Genomic DNA, 13,945 nt, shown 5'->3' with positions numbered 1-13,945 from the left:
GATTAACCACCAAAGTCATCCAGCAGGATGTTTTCGTCTTCAACGCCCAGATCCTTGAGCATGTTGATGACGGCGGCGTTCATCACGGGAGGACCACACATGTAGAACTCGCAATCTTCCGGCGCCTCGTGGTTCTTGAGATAGTTCTCGTAGAGCACGTTGTGGATGAAGCCGGTGTAGCCGTCCCAGTTGTCTTCCGGTTGCGGATCGGACAGGGCGACGTTCCAGGTGAAGTTCTCGTTCTCGGCGGCCAGCATGTCGAAGTCCTCGACATAGAACATCTCGCGCTTGGAACGGGCACCGTACCAGAAGCTCATCTTGCGCTTGGTCTTCAGACGGCGCAGCTGGTCGAAGATGTGGGAGCGCATCGGCGCCATACCCGCACCACCACCGATGAACACCATTTCGGCGTCGGTGTCCTTGGCGAAGAACTCGCCGAACGGACCGGAGATGGTCACCTTGTCACCCGCCTTCAGGCTGAAGATGTAGGAGGACATCTGTCCCGGAGGGGCAGTCCAGTTGCTGGGCGGCGGAGTCGCGATCCGCACGTTCAGCATGATGATGCCGAACTCTTCCGGATAGTTGGCCATGGAGTAAGCACGGATGATCGGCTCGTCAACCTTGGACTCCAGATCGAAGATCTTGAAGCGATCCCAGTCACCACGATACTCCTCGGGAATATCGAAGTCCTTGTAGCGGACGTGGTGAGCCGGCGCTTCAATCTGGATATAACCACCGGCGCGGAACGGTACGCTCTCGCCATCCGGGATCTGCAGCTTGAGCTCCTTGATGAAGGTGGCCTTGTTGTCATTGGAGATGACGGTACATTCCCACTTCTTCACGCCGAAGATCTCTTCCGGCAGTTCGATGTCCATGTCGCCGCGAACGGTGACCTGGCAGGCCAGACGCTCGCCGTGACGGGCCTCGCCCTTGCTGATGTGATCCAGTTCGGTCGGCAGGATGTCGCCGCCACCGGACTTCACCCGCACCTTGCACTGGCCGCAGGAGCCACCACCACCACAGGCGGAGGAGACGAAGATACCGCTGCCGGCCAGCACGCCGAGCAGCTTGCCACCGGCCGGGCTGGTCACAGCCTTGGCCGGGTCACCGTTGATGCTGATTGTCACGTCGCCCGCGGTCACCAGCTTGGACTTGGCGAACAGAATGACTGCCACCAGTGCCAGCAGGATCACGGTAAACATGACCACACCCAAAATAATTTCCATCTATCGTTCCTTTCCGATTACAGGGAGATACCAGAGAAGGACATGAAGCCCAGCGCCATGAGGCCGGCGGTGATGAAGGTGATGCCGAGGCCACGCAGACCTTCCGGAACATCGGAGTACTTCATCTTCTCGCGGATACCCGCCAGCGCAACGATCGCCAGCATCCAGCCTGCACCTGAACCCACGCCGTAGACCACAGACTCGACGAAGTTGTAGTCACGCTGCACCATGAAGGAGACGCCACCGAAGATGGCGCAGTTCACGGTGATGAGCGGCAAGAAGATGCCGAGCGCGTTGTAGAGGGCCGGGAAGTATTTATCCAGCGCCATCTCCAGGATCTGTACCAGGGCCGCGATCACACCGATGAAGGTGATGAAGCTCAGGAAGCTCAGGTCCAGATCGGGGGAGAGGGCGCCAGCCTTCAACACGTAGTTGTAGATCAGGTTGTTGACCGGTACGGCGATGGTTTGCACCACGATAACGGCAATACCAAGACCCATGGAGGTCTTGACCTTCTTGGACACCGCCAGGAAGGTACACATCCCCAGGAAGAAGGAGAGTGCCAGGTTTTCGATGAAAATCGAACGAATCAACAGACTCAGATAGTGTTCCATACCTTAATCCTTTGCCTCCACCTGCTTGGGATCCTTGGTGCGAACGCCCCAGATGATCAGACCAATGATGAAGAATGCGCTCGGCGGCAGCAGCAGCAGGCCGTTCGGTACATACCAGCCACCGTTGTTCACCAGCGGCATCAGCTCGAGGCCGAACCAGGTGCCGGAGCCCAGCAGTTCACGCACGGTGGCGACGCTCAGCAAAATGGCGCCATAGCCCAGACCGTTACCGATACCGTCCAGGAAGGAGGGCAGCGGGGCGCTCTTCATGGCGTAGGCTTCGGCACGACCCATTACGATACAGTTGGTGATGATCAGACCCACGAATACCGACAGCTGCTTGGAGATCTCATAGGCATAAGCCTTGAGCACCTGGTCAACCACGATAACCAGTGAGGCGATGATCGCCATCTGGGCAATGATCCGCACGCTGTTGGGGATCTGGTTGCGGATCAGGGAGATGAACAGGTTTGAGAAGGCGGTGACCGCCATGACCGCGAGGGTCATTACAAACGCTGTCTTCATCTGGCTGGTAACCGCCAGTGCGGAACAGACACCCAGCACCTGCAAGGCGATGGGGTTGTTGCCGAGCACAGGCGTCAACAGCAACTTTTTCATTTCGCTCTTGTCAGCCATTGTTGATTTCTCCTGCACGAACCTTGGCCAGGAAAGGACCGAAGCCCTTGGGACCCATCCAGAAGTCGAAGGTGTGCTGTACGCCGTTACCGGTCAGGGTAGCGCCGGACAGACCGTCAATCTCATGCTCAGAGCCAGCCGGAGCATGGCCCTTGATCACGCGCAGCGCGGGCATGCCGTTCTGATCGAACAATTTCTTGTCCTTGAACAGGGCTTCCCATGCCGGGTTTTCGATTTCGCCACCCAGACCCGGGGTTTCACCGTGGTCGTAGTAGGTGATGCCCTTGATGGTCTGGCCATCCGGAGCAACGGCGACGAAGGCATACATGGTCGACCACAGACCCTGACCGTAGATCGGCAGGATGATGCTATCGATCTTGCCTTCGCTGTCCTTGGCGAAGAACACCGGGATCAGCTTGGAGATCTGGCGCAGGCCAGCCTTGTCGTCGGCCGCAGCCAGACGGATGTTTTTGGCCGGATCCTTGGCAGCCTGCTTGGTATCGAAGTTGTCGGCATCGCCGTCAACAAAGTTACCGGTGGAGAGATCCACCAGGCGGGCTTCGATCTTGTCGCCATACAGCTTGGCCATGTCGCGCTTGGCGACATCGCTGATGTCCACACCGGCAACGGCGAGGATGTTGCTCTGCTTGTCCAGTGCCTTGTTCTCCTGTTGGGTAGAACGCAGGCCAACGGCGGCAACGGATACCACAATGGAACAGGCCAGACAGAGGCCAGTCACCACGCTGACGGTGCCGAGGGTTGAATCTTTATTAAACGCCACGAGCAATCCTCCGCTTGATGTTTGCCTGAGCGACGAAATGGTCAAACAAGGGAGCAAACAGGTTCGCAAACAGAATGGCCAGCATCATGCCTTCCGGGAACGCGGGGTTGACCACGCGAACCAGCACGACCATGACGCCGATCAGTGCGCCGTACCACCACTTGCCCTTGTTGGTAAAGGCTGCGGAGACAGGGTCGGTCGCCATGAAGGCCATACCGAAGGCGAAGCCACCCAGCACCAGGTGCCAGTGCCACGGCATGTTGAACATGGGGTTGGTGTCGGAACCGATGACGTTGAACAGCAGGGAAGTCGCGATCATACCGACCATCACGCCGGCGATGATGCGCCAGGAGGCGATGCGCATGTACACGATCATGGCGGCGCCCAGCAGGATCATCAGGGTGGAAACTTCACCGATGGAACCCGGCAGGTTACCCAGGAAGGCGTCCATCCAGCTGATGGCTTCGCCAGTGGCGCTGTTGATCAGTGCCATCTGGCCACCTTGGGCCCACTGGCTCAGGGCGGTCGCACCGGAGAAACCGTCAACGGCAACCCAGACTGCGTCGCCGGAGATTTGACCCGGGTAGGCGAAGAACAGGAACGCACGACCCGCCAGGGCCGGGTTCAGGAAGTTCTTGCCGGTACCACCGAACACTTCCTTGGCCATCACCACACCGAAGGTGATACCCAGGGCAGCTTGCCACAGGGGCAGCTCGGGCGGCACGATCAGGGCGAACAGGATGGAGGTCACGAAGAAGCCTTCGTTGATCTCGTGCTTGCGCACCATGGCGAACAGCACTTCCCAGAAACCACCGACCAGGAAGACGGTGATGTAGATCGGGAAGAAGTGGGCTGCGCCGATCAGCATCTTGCTGCCGACACCGGCCACGGCCGGATCCAGGGAGGCACCCAGCATGGTTGCCAGCGCATATTGCCAGCTGCTGGCACCGGCGGCGGTACCCAGATGGGCAATCGCGGCAATGGACTGGTTGCCGACGTTGTACATGCCCCAGAACATGGCCGGGAACACGGCCAGCCACACCATGATCATCATGCGCTTCAGATCGAGCGCATCACGAACGTGGGCAGCATTGCGGGTTACGGAACCCGGGGTATAGAACAGGGTATACGCCGCTTCGAACAGGGCGTAGTACTTGGCGTACTTCCCACCCGGCTCGAAGTGGTGTTCCATATTTTCAAGAAGTTGCTTGAAACTCATCGCTTAACCTTCCAGTTCAATCTTGGTCAGGCACTCACGCAAGATAGGGCCGTACTCGGTCTTGCCGGGGCAGACAAAAGTACAGAGGGCCAAATCTTCCTCATCCAGCTCCAGGCAGCCCAGTGCTTGTGCACCATCGGTATCGCCAGAGATCATGTCCCGCAGCAGCAGGGTCGGCAGGATGTCGAGTGGCATCACCCGCTCATAGTTGCCGATAGGCACCATGGAACGATCACTACCGTTGGTGGTGGTGGTGAAGTTGATCAGCTTGCCCTTCATCAGATGAGAAAGGGTGGTGCGGGTAATGGAGAACTTGTTGGCGCTGGGGTTGATCCAGCCCAGGAACTCTTTCTCGCGACCTTCACCCAGTGCGCAGACCTGATTGTGGTAACGACCCAGATAGTCGTGAACCCCGTCGGCCTTGGCACCGCTCAGCAGAGAACCGGAGATGATGCGGTTTTCGTCGGCACGCAGCTCGTTGTTGGTAATCTGGCTGATGCAGGCACCCAGACGGGTACGCAGCAGACGCGGCTTGAGCACGTTCGGACCTGCCAGGGCGATCACCTTGTCGGTGAAGATCTGGCCGGTGGTGAACAGCTTGCCGTAGGCGATCACGTCCTGATAGTTGATGTGCCACTGCACCTTGGTGCTGCTGACCGGATCCAGGAAGTGGATATGGGTGCCAGGCAGACCGGCAGGATGAGGACCGACGAAGATCTCTTCCTTGACCTGGGCCAGGGGAGAGTGAGGCAGGCTGGCTTCGCCCTTGCAGACGTAGACGTTGCCATCGGTCAGGCGAGTCAGCACGGCCAGACCGTCGAGGAACGCCTGGGACTGTTCCTTGATGATCAGCTCGGGATTGGCTGCCAGCGGGTTGGTGTCCATCGCGGTCACAAAGATGGCGCGCGGGGCGGAGCCAACGGCGGGAACCTTGCTGAACGGACGGGTACGCAGCGCAGTCCACTGACCGGAGGCGAGCAGGATCTCCTGCACCTTGCTGCGTTCGAGCTTGGCCAGCTCGGCGGAGGCAAAGTGCTCGAAGGTCACCTGTTCGTCCGAGCCGTCGAGGTCGATGACCACGGACTGAAGAACACGTTTGGCACCACGGTTAATCTCTGAAACCACACCGGTGGCAGGAGCTGTGAATTTAACGCCGGGATTCTTCTTGTCTTCGAAGAGATCCTGACCTTTGATGACGCGATCACCTACTTTGACGAACATAGTAGGTCGCATCCCCACGAACTCCTCGCCCAGTGTAGCAACACGGGTGATGGCGGGGCCATCGTAGATTACTTGCTCTGGCGCACCCAGCACGGGGATGTCCAGTCCTCTTTTGATTGTAATCATACTTACTTGCACTACCGTTACGGGAAGAGAGGTTGGTTAGCGCCGAGAAATACATCACGACGGGTGGTCGAGTGACGATATTGCCGTTGCAACCAGTAAACAGCGCTGGCGATCATCCAATATGCGGGGTCACTCAAAAGCGCTTGAGTTTACCACTTATGACTCATTTTCTGCCATGACAAATGGGTAAAATCCCTGTGCCATCACAAAATTAACCTCTCCTGAATAAGGGGGTGAACCCCTCGTAAACCGTGGTTTTAAAGGTTTTTTTATTTGAATACCCCAATGGGGGTAATCTTATTGTTGAAAATATTGATTAGAAAAGATAATCCGGCAGTTTTGTTTGCGAATTATTCTCATATGGGGCTTTTTATCGCCCCATTTCCAATGACTTGCAGGCGGGATGGCAGAGGGATGCAGGAACTCTCCTGTTCTGGCCGCGTCAGGGTTTGCCGACGCAGCTCGGGGTGCGCGGTGCCTGGCCCTTTTGCTGCCATTCGCTCTCTGTGTAGGTATGCAGTGCCAGGGCATGTACCGGGCCGGCCAGCTCGGGGGCCAGCACTTCATTGATCAGGCGATGACGGGCCAGGAGACGCAGACCTTCAAATTGCGGGCTGACGATGACCACCTTGAAGTGGCTCTCGGAGCCGGGCTCAACACGATGCATATGGCTCTCGTTGATCACCTCCAGCAGGCTGGGAGTGAGGGCGGCGGTCAGTTTTGCTTCAATGTGTTGTTGCATGGTCATCAGGATGCTTCCAGAAAGTGAACGTGGGGCCATTCTATCGGCAGTTGCCTGGCGGAATAAGTCCCCTTATGGAGAGAAATATGGCCCGGGAACGCCGTCATGGCGGCTCGAACTGGTGAAATTCCTCTACCCCGCTAGAATAGCGCCACTTTGCGTCGCCCCTGGCGCCTGTTACCCGAATCAAGCCGAGGTTGGACTCATCCTATGGAAACCCTTCTTGTCACTCCCCATTGCCAGCTGACCCTCTATCGCTACCCGCGCCTGAGCCAGGAAACCCTGCAAGCCTGGGATGCGGCCGACGAATATCTGATCAACACCCTGGCTGAGTCCCCCCTGGAACAGGCAGGGCCCGTCATCATCATGAACGATGGATTCGGCGCCCTGGCGGCATTTTTGCACGGTTACTCCCCCGTCAGCGTCACCGATTCCTATATCAGCGAGCGGGCCACGTTGGCCAACCTGACCGAAAACGGGCTGGATACCGACGGCATCCGGCTGCAGGATGCGCTGGCGCCCCTGCCCGAGGCGCCGGCACTGGTGGTGATCAAGGTTTCCAAATACCAGGCGCTGCTGGAGCAACAACTGCTGGCCCTGCGTCAGGTGGTGACGCCCGCCACCGGCATCATCGCCGCCGGCAAGGCCAAGGACATTCACACCTCCACCCTCAAATTGTTCGAGAAATACCTGGGGGCAACCCGGACGTCGCTCGCCTGGAAGAAGGCGCGTCTCATCCACTGTGAGCCGCAGGAAAAGCGTCCAGCGCTGGCCAATCCGTTCCCCACCGTCTGGCCGCTGGAGGGTACCGACATGCTCATCCACAACCACGCCAACGTCTTTTCGCGCACCAGTCTGGATATTGGCGCCCGCTTTATGCTGGACAATCTACCGATACATAGCGCGCGCAAGGTGATCGATCTGGGCTGTGGCAACGGTGTGCTGGGACTCTCGCTGCTGGCACGGGACAGCGAGGTGGAGGTGACCTTCGTCGACGAGTCCTACATGGCGGTGGCGTCGGCACGGCTCAACGTCGAACACAACCTGGCGGAGGCGCTGCCGCGGGCCAGCTTCATGGTCAACAACTGTCTGGATGGCGTCGAGACAGGGGCGGCGGATCGGATCCTCTGCAACCCGCCCTTCCATCAGCAGCAGGCGATCACCGATCATATCGCCTGGCAGATGTTCTGCGATGCCCACCGGGTGTTGCCCAAAGGGGGGGAACTCTGGATAGTAGGCAACCGTCATCTAGATTATCACAATAAACTCAAGCGCTTGTTTGCCAACGCACAAGTCGTTGCGTCAAACAGCAAATTCGTTATTTTGAAAGCCATCAAACGCTAACGTCAAAGGAAGTTCATGATGAAAAAGTCACTCTTGCTGCTGGCCGCCCTGATGCTCGGCGGGTGCGCAACCCATTGGCCCGAGACGGCGCTGCTCAATCCGCAGATCGTGCCGGCCAACCAGCAATACTACTCGGGCAACCGGATCACCATGGAAGGGGTAGACAAGCGTGAGGCTGCCTATGTCTTCTCCATCAAGAAGAAAGAGAAGGCCACCGTGCTGGTCAACAGCGAGCGTCCGCTCAATCTGCTGGTCGCAGAGAAGCTGGCCGAGGGGCTGCGCAGCCAAGGGCTCGAAGTGGGCAACAGCGGCACCACCAACCTGACCCTGGTTATCTCGACTGCGGCGGTCAATGTGGAAGAGAAGACCTTCACTTATGTCACCAAATCCCGGGTCAGCCTGCAGGTGATCGCCGATTTTCAGGGCAACCGTCTGACCAAACAGTTCAACATGTCCTCCAGCAAAGAGGGACCGGGCGAGCCGAGCATGGCGGATCTGGAATCCACTCTGAACCTGCAACTGGGCAACGTATTGCAGCAGATCATGGCGGATGAGGCCCTGCGTGGCTATCTGAAGGGTCAACCGAGCGGCGCAGGAGTCTGAACATGAAAAAACTCTGGTTGCTGGCCATGCTGGTCACTCCGCTGGCATTTGCCGGCCCACAGGTGAGAATGGAGACCAACCACGGCAATATCGTGGTGGAGCTGGCGCCCAAGCAGGCGCCCCAGACGGTGAAGAACTTTCTGCGCTACGTGGCGGACGGCAGTTACGATGGCAGCCTGTTTCACCGGGTGATCCAGAACTTCGTGGTACAAGGGGGCGGCTACAACCAGCAGTTCCAGCAGCTGCCGACCTATGAGCCCGTGGTCAACGAATCCCGTGGCGGCTTGCCCAACAAGCGCGGTTCCATCGCCATGGCCCGTACCCAGGCGGTCGACAGCGCGACCCGCCAGTTCTACTTCAACCTGGTGGACAACAACAACCTCAACGCCAATGCCGGTGCCGGCTACACCGTGTTTGGCCAGGTGGTACAGGGAATGGAGGTGCTGGACAAGCTGGCCCAGGTGCAGACTGGCTACAGCTCTATCCTGCGTGCCAACGACGTGCCGACCAGCCCCATCATACTGAAGAAAGTGGTGTTGCTGGCCGAGAGCGGAGCCGACAAGAAGGCGGGCAAGTAACCCTTATCTACCCTTGATGGCCCTGCGATAATCCTTGTTGCAGGATGCAAGGCTCACCCCCTTCCGGGGTGGGCTTTTTGTTTGTCTGCCGTTTGGCCCTGCCTTGGCTATCCGGACCTAACCTGCCAAAATGGCCCACTTTTCCAAGATCCGTCAGGTAGTTGAACATGATCCGCAAACCGAGCTGGCGAGACTCGCTCGCCGTCTATCTCGAAGCCAGAGTGCTGATCCTCTTTGCCATGGGCTTTTCATCGGGTCTGCCCTTGCTGCTGGTCTTTGGCACCCTGTCGTTCTGGTTGCGCGAGGCGGATGTCAGCCTGACCGACATCGGCTATATGAGCTGGGTCGCCCTGGCCTATGGCTTCAAGTGGCTGTGGTCCCCCCTGGTGGATCGCATGCCGTTGCCGCTGCTCTCCAGGCTGCTTGGACGTCGTCGCAGCTGGATGCTCTTCTCCCAGTTGCTAATTGCGGGAGCCCTGGTTGGCATGGCGCTCTGCGATCCCAAGACCGGATTGGCGCAGCTGGCGCTGTTTGCCCTGCTGGTGGCCTTTGCCTCGGCGACCCAGGATATCGTCATCGATGCCTATCGCATCGAATCTGCGCCGGAGCGGTTGCAGGCGGCCATGGCGGCTTCTTACATGACAGGGTACCGGTTGGCGATGATCATGGCGGGGGCGGGAGCGCTGGCCCTGGCAGCCTGGTTTGGCAGCAACGTGGGTTATGACTATCGCGGCTGGCAGATAACCTACCTGCTGATGGCGGTGATGATGTCTCTTGGCATCATCACCACCCTCTTTTGCCATGAACCGCAGATCGACCAGGCTACCCAGGATCAGCAGCAAGCCGATCGCAAGGCCTGCCTGCTGGCAAAGGGGTGGCCATTGCCGCTGGCGAGTGCGGGGGCCTGGGCCTATGAGGCCATTTGGTGCCCCTTTGCCGACTTCTTCCACCGTTACGGTCGCTCGGCGCTGCTGATCCTGGCGCTCATTGCCTGCTATCGGGTGGCGGATGTGGTGATGGGGGTTATGTCCAATAGCTTCTATGTGGATATGCAGTTCAGCAAGACCGAAGTCGCCACCATTACCAAGGTATTTGGCGTCATCATGACGTTGGTGGGGGCGGCACTCGGGGGCGTGCTGGTGATGCGCTTTGGCACCCTGCGCATTCTGTTCCTGGGGGCGTTGCTGACTGCCAGTACTAACCTGCTGTTTGCCCTGCTCAACCAGGTGGGCCACAACCTGGAGCTGCTGACCCTGATCATCTCGCTGGATAACCTCAGCGCCGGGATCGCTACCGCCGCCTTTGTAACCTATCTCTCCAGTCTCACCAATGTCGCCTTTTCGGCGACGCAATATGCGTTGTTCAGCTCTGTGATGTTGCTGCTGCCCAAGCTGCTGGCGGGGTTTTCCGGCCAGATAGTGGAGCAGGTCGGCTACAGTGTCTTCTTCGTGGGAACCGGTTTATTGGGGCTGCCTGTGCTGCTGTTGATCGTGTTGGTAGCGAGAAAAGGGGAGTCGTTGTTCTCAATACCGAACAAATAGCAAGCGTTTGCGTTAAAGCGGGGGTGATTAGATTCACACTTCCAAAGAAAGTTCCCCAGAAGTTGTTTCTCCCCCTATTTTATTTGATTAGAATCCCATTCGCTCCTTGTGGGCAGGCTACGGAAAACCTCAACTAACACACAAGAGACCAATAAAATGGCCAAATTTACCAAGACTCTGATCGCTGCCGGCCTGCTGGCTGCTGCTGCCACTCCGGCGTTCGCTGCTGACTACAGCGGTGACATCCACAAGAACGATTACAAGTGGATGCAGTTCAACGTAATGCATACCATCGATCAGTTGCCTTACAAGGATGCCGAAGGTGGCTACAACGATACCTACTTCGAAATGGAGTTTGGCGGCCGTTCCGGTATCTTCGATCTGTACGGTTATGTCGACGTATTCGATATCTTCCAGAGCAAGCATGACGACAAACATGACAGTGACAACCTGTTCATCAAGTTTGCTCCGCGCCTGTCCATCGATGCCATGACTGGCAAAGATCTCTCCTTTGGTCCGGTACAAGAGCTGTACATCGCCAACTTGGTTAACGTTGGTGGTCCGGATGGCCTGTTCGAAGCCATGACTGGTCTGGGTGCTGACGTACAAGTGCCTTGGTTCGGCAAAGTCGGCATGAACCTGTATGCGCGTCACGTGAACGAAGGCGATGGTGAGCAAGGCTGGAACGGCTATCAGTTCTCCATGAACTGGTTCAAGCCTTTCTATACCTTCTCCAACGGCAGCTTCCTGGCCTATCAGGGCTACCTGGATCACCTGTTTGATGCCAAGGACAGCTCTACTGACGGTACCGCCATGTTCAATGGTCTGTACTGGCACTCTGACCGTTACGCTGTTGGTTACGGTCTGAAGTACTTCAACGATATCTATGGTATCCAGAACGGTACTTACGGTCTGAAAACCACCGGTTTCGGTCACTACTTCTCTGTTACCTACAAGTTCTAATCGAACTTGGAGTACAAAAAACCGGAGCCTTGGCTCCGGTTTTTTATTTCTGACCGATTGGATGGGCGCGAAGAGAGAAAGCGCCCGGGCCAATCAGTCGCGGAAATTCTGGAACTGCATCGGCTGGCCCAGTTCGGCGCCACGCACCATGGCCATCACTTCCTGCAGATCGTCACGCTTCTTGCCGGTGACGCGCACTTCGTCGCCCTGAATGGCGGCTTGAACCTTGATCTTGGAATCCTTGATCAGCTTGACCAGCTTCTTGGCCACTTCCTTATCGATACCCTGCTTGAACTTGACGTTCAGGTGGAAGCGCTTGCCGGAATGCACCGAATCACCCACTTCCATGGAGCTGGTTTCGATATTGCGTTTGAGCAGGGCATTGCGCAGTATTTCAACCATCTGCTTGAGCTGGAAATCGGCATCCGCTTCCAGTTTCACCTCTTCCTTGTTCAACTCGAAGCTGGCCTCTACCCCACGAAAATCGAAACGGGTGGCCAGTTCACGATTGGCGTTGTCGACGGCGTTCAACACCTCGTTCATTTTGACTTCAGAGACAATATCGAATGACGGCATAACCGGGCTCCTCATGTTGCGTTATCGGGGGGCAAATCTACCAGAAAACGGGCAAATTTGCTGATTTTGATGGGACCGCTCTGCTAGAATCCCCTGCGCACAGGAGTGGCCGGACCCGTTAGTGTCCGCCAGCGACATCTTCACTTATCCCAGGTAACAGGTTGAGAGGATTGCAGCCCTTACCTCGATTGAGTCACATCATGCCAAGCGGATTACTGAATTCTCGACAGCCTTCGACACCTCAATGGACCCTGCTGGGCTGTGGCGCCCTCGGCGGCGTTTTTGCATCCTTGCTCACCCAAAGTGGTCAGCCGACCCGCGTCTTGTTGCGGGATCACCATCAATCAACCCTGCACCCGGGTATCGACTTCACCTCCCTAGAGGGGCACACCCAGCTGCTCGCCATCGAACGCGGATTCGTCGGCAAACCGGGACAGATCCAGCGCCTGCTGGTGATGACCAAAGCCAATCAGGTGATCGCGGCACTGACACCGTTGGTCGGCAAGCTGGCGGCCGGCGTGCCCATCGTGCTGCTGCATAACGGCATGGGCATTGCCGAGCAGGTCGTCGTCCTGTTTCCCCACAATCCGGTGATCGCCGGTGTCACCAGCCATGGCGCCATGAAGAGCGGTCACTTCGTGTTTCGCCACACCGGCAAGGGCGAGACCTGGCTTGGCCCGGTCAACGAGGCCGCCAGAGCCCATGCCGCGCTGGCCGATGAGCTGGCGCTGGCCCTCGGCCAGGCGGGCTGGGACGAGCAGATCCGGACCCGTCAGTGGCAGAAGCTGGCCATCAACTGTGCCATCAATCCCCTGACCGCGCTGCACAAGTTGAAAAACGGCGAACTGGCGGGGCCTCGTTTTGCCGATACCCTGCAACAGGTCTGTGTCGAGGTAGCCGATGTGATGTGCGCCGAGGGCATGCCGACCACGACCGAAGAGCTGCTGCGCCGGGTGATGACTGTGGTGGAGTTGACCGCCGATAATAACTCTTCCATGCATCAGGACATGGAGCAGAAGCGGGAGACCGAGATCGACGCCATCACGGGGTTCCTGCTGGCCAGCGCGGCAAAGCATGGCATTGCCGTGCCGGTCAATCAGGGGCTCTATCAGGCGATTAAAGAGAAGAGCCAGGTGGCGTGAGCCTAAAGGCAAGGAGGTGAGGATGAGTGTACTGGTGTTGGTGGCCCCGGGGTCGGAAGAGATTGAAACCGTGGCCATCGTCGATACTCTGGTGCGGGCCGGTATAGAGGTAGTGTTCGCCTCCTGCTGTCCGGCTGGTGAGCGCCAGATCAGGGCCTCTCGCGGGGTGCAACTGGTGGCGGATTGCCATCTCGACGAGCTGACAATCCGCGACTTCGAGGCGATTGTAGTGCCCGGTGGCCTGCCCGGCAGCGAGGTGATCCGCGATACGCCGCTTGCCATCGAGCTGCTGAAAGCGCAGGCCGCTCTCGGCCGTTGGCGGGCCGCCATCTGCGCGGCTCCCGTGGTGGTGCTGCAGCATCACGGTTTGCTGGGGGAGGCCAGGGTCACCTGTCATCCCGGCTTCCAGTCTCAGCTGCCGGCTGCACAGTTGGCAACGGACAGGGTGGTCAGGGATGAAGCTCACCGCCTCATTACCAGCCAGGGACCGGGCAGCGCTATCGAATTTGCCCTCGAGTTGGTGCGGGTGCTGCACGATGATGCCCTGGCCGAGCGCGTTGCGGCCCCCATGGTATTGCCATAAGGCAGGACATGATGCCTTTCTGCAAAACGGGCTCCCGCCATCACGGCGGG

15 protein-coding genes are annotated in these 13,945 nt (G+C 58.1%); 7 read left to right on the top strand and 8 right to left on the bottom strand.

Annotated features, from left to right (window positions below; all coding sequences use genetic code 11):
- Positions 1-2: 2 nt before the first annotated feature.
- From nqrF to BN1123_RS15130, 7 genes are all read right to left on the bottom strand, one after another.
- Positions 3-1,226 (bottom strand): NADH:ubiquinone reductase (Na(+)-transporting) subunit F, encoded by a 1,224-nt coding sequence (nqrF, locus tag BN1123_RS15160; RefSeq protein ID WP_026457916.1) that lies wholly within the window; start codon positions 1,224-1,226, stop codon positions 3-5.
- A 17-nt stretch (positions 1,227-1,243) separates the two neighbouring features.
- Complete coding sequence (nqrE, locus tag BN1123_RS15155) at positions 1,244-1,840, bottom strand: NADH:ubiquinone reductase (Na(+)-transporting) subunit E (RefSeq protein WP_026457917.1); 597 nt, start codon at positions 1,838-1,840, stop codon at positions 1,244-1,246.
- A 3-nt stretch (positions 1,841-1,843) separates the two neighbouring features.
- Positions 1,844-2,476 (bottom strand): NADH:ubiquinone reductase (Na(+)-transporting) subunit D, encoded by a 633-nt coding sequence (locus BN1123_RS15150; RefSeq protein WP_042028012.1) that lies wholly within the window; start codon positions 2,474-2,476, stop codon positions 1,844-1,846.
- Positions 2,469-3,257 carry a Na(+)-translocating NADH-quinone reductase subunit C gene (locus BN1123_RS15145; RefSeq protein ID WP_026456010.1) on the bottom strand — a complete coding sequence of 263 codons (789 nt, stop codon included), beginning with the start codon at positions 3,255-3,257 and terminating at the stop codon, positions 2,469-2,471. Before BN1123_RS15145 ends, BN1123_RS15150 begins: the two co-directional genes overlap by 8 nt.
- Entirely contained in the window at positions 3,247-4,476 is a 1,230-nt protein-coding gene (locus BN1123_RS15140; RefSeq protein ID WP_026456009.1) for an NADH:ubiquinone reductase (Na(+)-transporting) subunit B, read from the bottom strand. Before BN1123_RS15140 ends, BN1123_RS15145 begins: the two co-directional genes overlap by 11 nt.
- A 3-nt stretch (positions 4,477-4,479) precedes the next feature.
- The gene (locus BN1123_RS15135; RefSeq protein ID WP_026456008.1) at positions 4,480-5,823 is read right to left on the bottom strand and encodes a Na(+)-translocating NADH-quinone reductase subunit A; all 1,344 of its coding nucleotides are present in this window, start codon (positions 5,821-5,823) and stop codon (positions 4,480-4,482) included.
- Between the two features lie 442 nt (positions 5,824-6,265).
- Entirely contained in the window at positions 6,266-6,571 is a 306-nt protein-coding gene (locus BN1123_RS15130; RefSeq protein ID WP_042028010.1) for a BolA family protein, read from the bottom strand.
- 204 nt (positions 6,572-6,775) lie between these two features.
- Here BN1123_RS15130 and BN1123_RS15125 point away from each other — a divergent pair, with 204 nt between their 5' ends.
- The 5 genes from BN1123_RS15125 (at position 6,776) to BN1123_RS15105 (ending at position 11,594) form a co-directional block, all read left to right on the top strand.
- Positions 6,776-7,909 (top strand): methyltransferase, encoded by a 1,134-nt coding sequence (locus BN1123_RS15125; RefSeq protein ID WP_042028008.1) that lies wholly within the window; start codon positions 6,776-6,778, stop codon positions 7,907-7,909.
- Between the two features lie 18 nt (positions 7,910-7,927).
- Entirely contained in the window at positions 7,928-8,512 is a 585-nt protein-coding gene (locus BN1123_RS15120; RefSeq protein WP_026456005.1) for a YajG family lipoprotein, read from the top strand.
- Positions 8,513-8,514: 2 nt separating this feature from the next.
- Complete coding sequence (locus tag BN1123_RS15115; protein WP_026456004.1) at positions 8,515-9,090, top strand: peptidylprolyl isomerase; 576 nt, start codon at positions 8,515-8,517, stop codon at positions 9,088-9,090.
- Between the two features lie 161 nt (positions 9,091-9,251).
- Positions 9,252-10,631, top strand: a complete 1,380-nt coding sequence (locus BN1123_RS15110; protein WP_042028006.1) for an AmpG family muropeptide MFS transporter — start codon at positions 9,252-9,254, stop codon at positions 10,629-10,631.
- A 156-nt stretch (positions 10,632-10,787) separates the two neighbouring features.
- Positions 10,788-11,594: a nucleoside-specific channel-forming Tsx family protein gene (locus BN1123_RS15105; protein ID WP_042028004.1), complete on the top strand. Its 807-nt coding sequence runs from the start codon at positions 10,788-10,790 to the stop codon at positions 11,592-11,594.
- A 93-nt stretch (positions 11,595-11,687) separates the two neighbouring features.
- Here BN1123_RS15105 and BN1123_RS15100 read toward each other — a convergent pair whose 3' ends face one another.
- On the bottom strand, positions 11,688-12,170 hold the full coding sequence (locus BN1123_RS15100; RefSeq protein ID WP_026456001.1) for a YajQ family cyclic di-GMP-binding protein: 483 nt from the start codon (positions 12,168-12,170) through the stop codon (positions 11,688-11,690).
- Between the two features lie 200 nt (positions 12,171-12,370).
- Here BN1123_RS15100 and BN1123_RS15095 point away from each other — a divergent pair, with 200 nt between their 5' ends.
- Positions 12,371-13,312, top strand: coding sequence for a ketopantoate reductase family protein (locus tag BN1123_RS15095; RefSeq protein ID WP_042028000.1), 942 nt, complete (start codon positions 12,371-12,373; stop codon positions 13,310-13,312).
- A gap of 22 nt (positions 13,313-13,334) precedes the next feature.
- On the top strand, positions 13,335-13,895 hold the full coding sequence (locus tag BN1123_RS15090) for a DJ-1 family glyoxalase III (RefSeq protein ID WP_042027997.1): 561 nt from the start codon (positions 13,335-13,337) through the stop codon (positions 13,893-13,895).
- Positions 13,896-13,945: the final 50 nt, after the last annotated feature.

Source organism: Aeromonas enteropelogenes (assembly GCF_000819845.1).
Classification (GTDB): domain Bacteria; phylum Pseudomonadota; class Gammaproteobacteria; order Enterobacterales; family Aeromonadaceae; genus Aeromonas; species Aeromonas enteropelogenes.
This window is presented reverse-complemented; position numbering and strand designations above follow the sequence as displayed.

Coding starts and splice junctions, on each gene's coding strand:
- nqrF (WP_026457916.1), bottom strand. CDS start 1,226: ATGGAAATTATTTTGGGTGTGGTCATGTTTACCGTGATCCTGCTGGCA.
- nqrE (WP_026457917.1), bottom strand. CDS start 1,840: ATGGAACACTATCTGAGTCTGTTGATTCGTTCGATTTTCATCGAAAAC.
- BN1123_RS15150 (WP_042028012.1), bottom strand. CDS start 2,476: ATGGCTGACAAGAGCGAAATGAAAAAGTTGCTGTTGACGCCTGTGCTC.
- BN1123_RS15140 (WP_026456009.1), bottom strand. CDS start 4,476: ATGAGTTTCAAGCAACTTCTTGAAAATATGGAACACCACTTCGAGCCG.
- BN1123_RS15135 (WP_026456008.1), bottom strand. CDS start 5,823: ATGATTACAATCAAAAGAGGACTGGACATCCCCGTGCTGGGTGCGCCA.
- BN1123_RS15130 (WP_042028010.1), bottom strand. CDS start 6,571: ATGACCATGCAACAACACATTGAAGCAAAACTGACCGCCGCCCTCACT.
- BN1123_RS15125 (WP_042028008.1), top strand. CDS start 6,776: ATGGAAACCCTTCTTGTCACTCCCCATTGCCAGCTGACCCTCTATCGC.
- BN1123_RS15120 (WP_026456005.1), top strand. CDS start 7,928: ATGAAAAAGTCACTCTTGCTGCTGGCCGCCCTGATGCTCGGCGGGTGC.
- BN1123_RS15115 (WP_026456004.1), top strand. CDS start 8,515: ATGAAAAAACTCTGGTTGCTGGCCATGCTGGTCACTCCGCTGGCATTT.
- BN1123_RS15105 (WP_042028004.1), top strand. CDS start 10,788: ATGGCCAAATTTACCAAGACTCTGATCGCTGCCGGCCTGCTGGCTGCT.
- BN1123_RS15100 (WP_026456001.1), bottom strand. CDS start 12,170: ATGCCGTCATTCGATATTGTCTCTGAAGTCAAAATGAACGAGGTGTTG.
- BN1123_RS15095 (WP_042028000.1), top strand. CDS start 12,371: ATGCCAAGCGGATTACTGAATTCTCGACAGCCTTCGACACCTCAATGG.
- BN1123_RS15090 (WP_042027997.1), top strand. CDS start 13,335: ATGAGTGTACTGGTGTTGGTGGCCCCGGGGTCGGAAGAGATTGAAACC.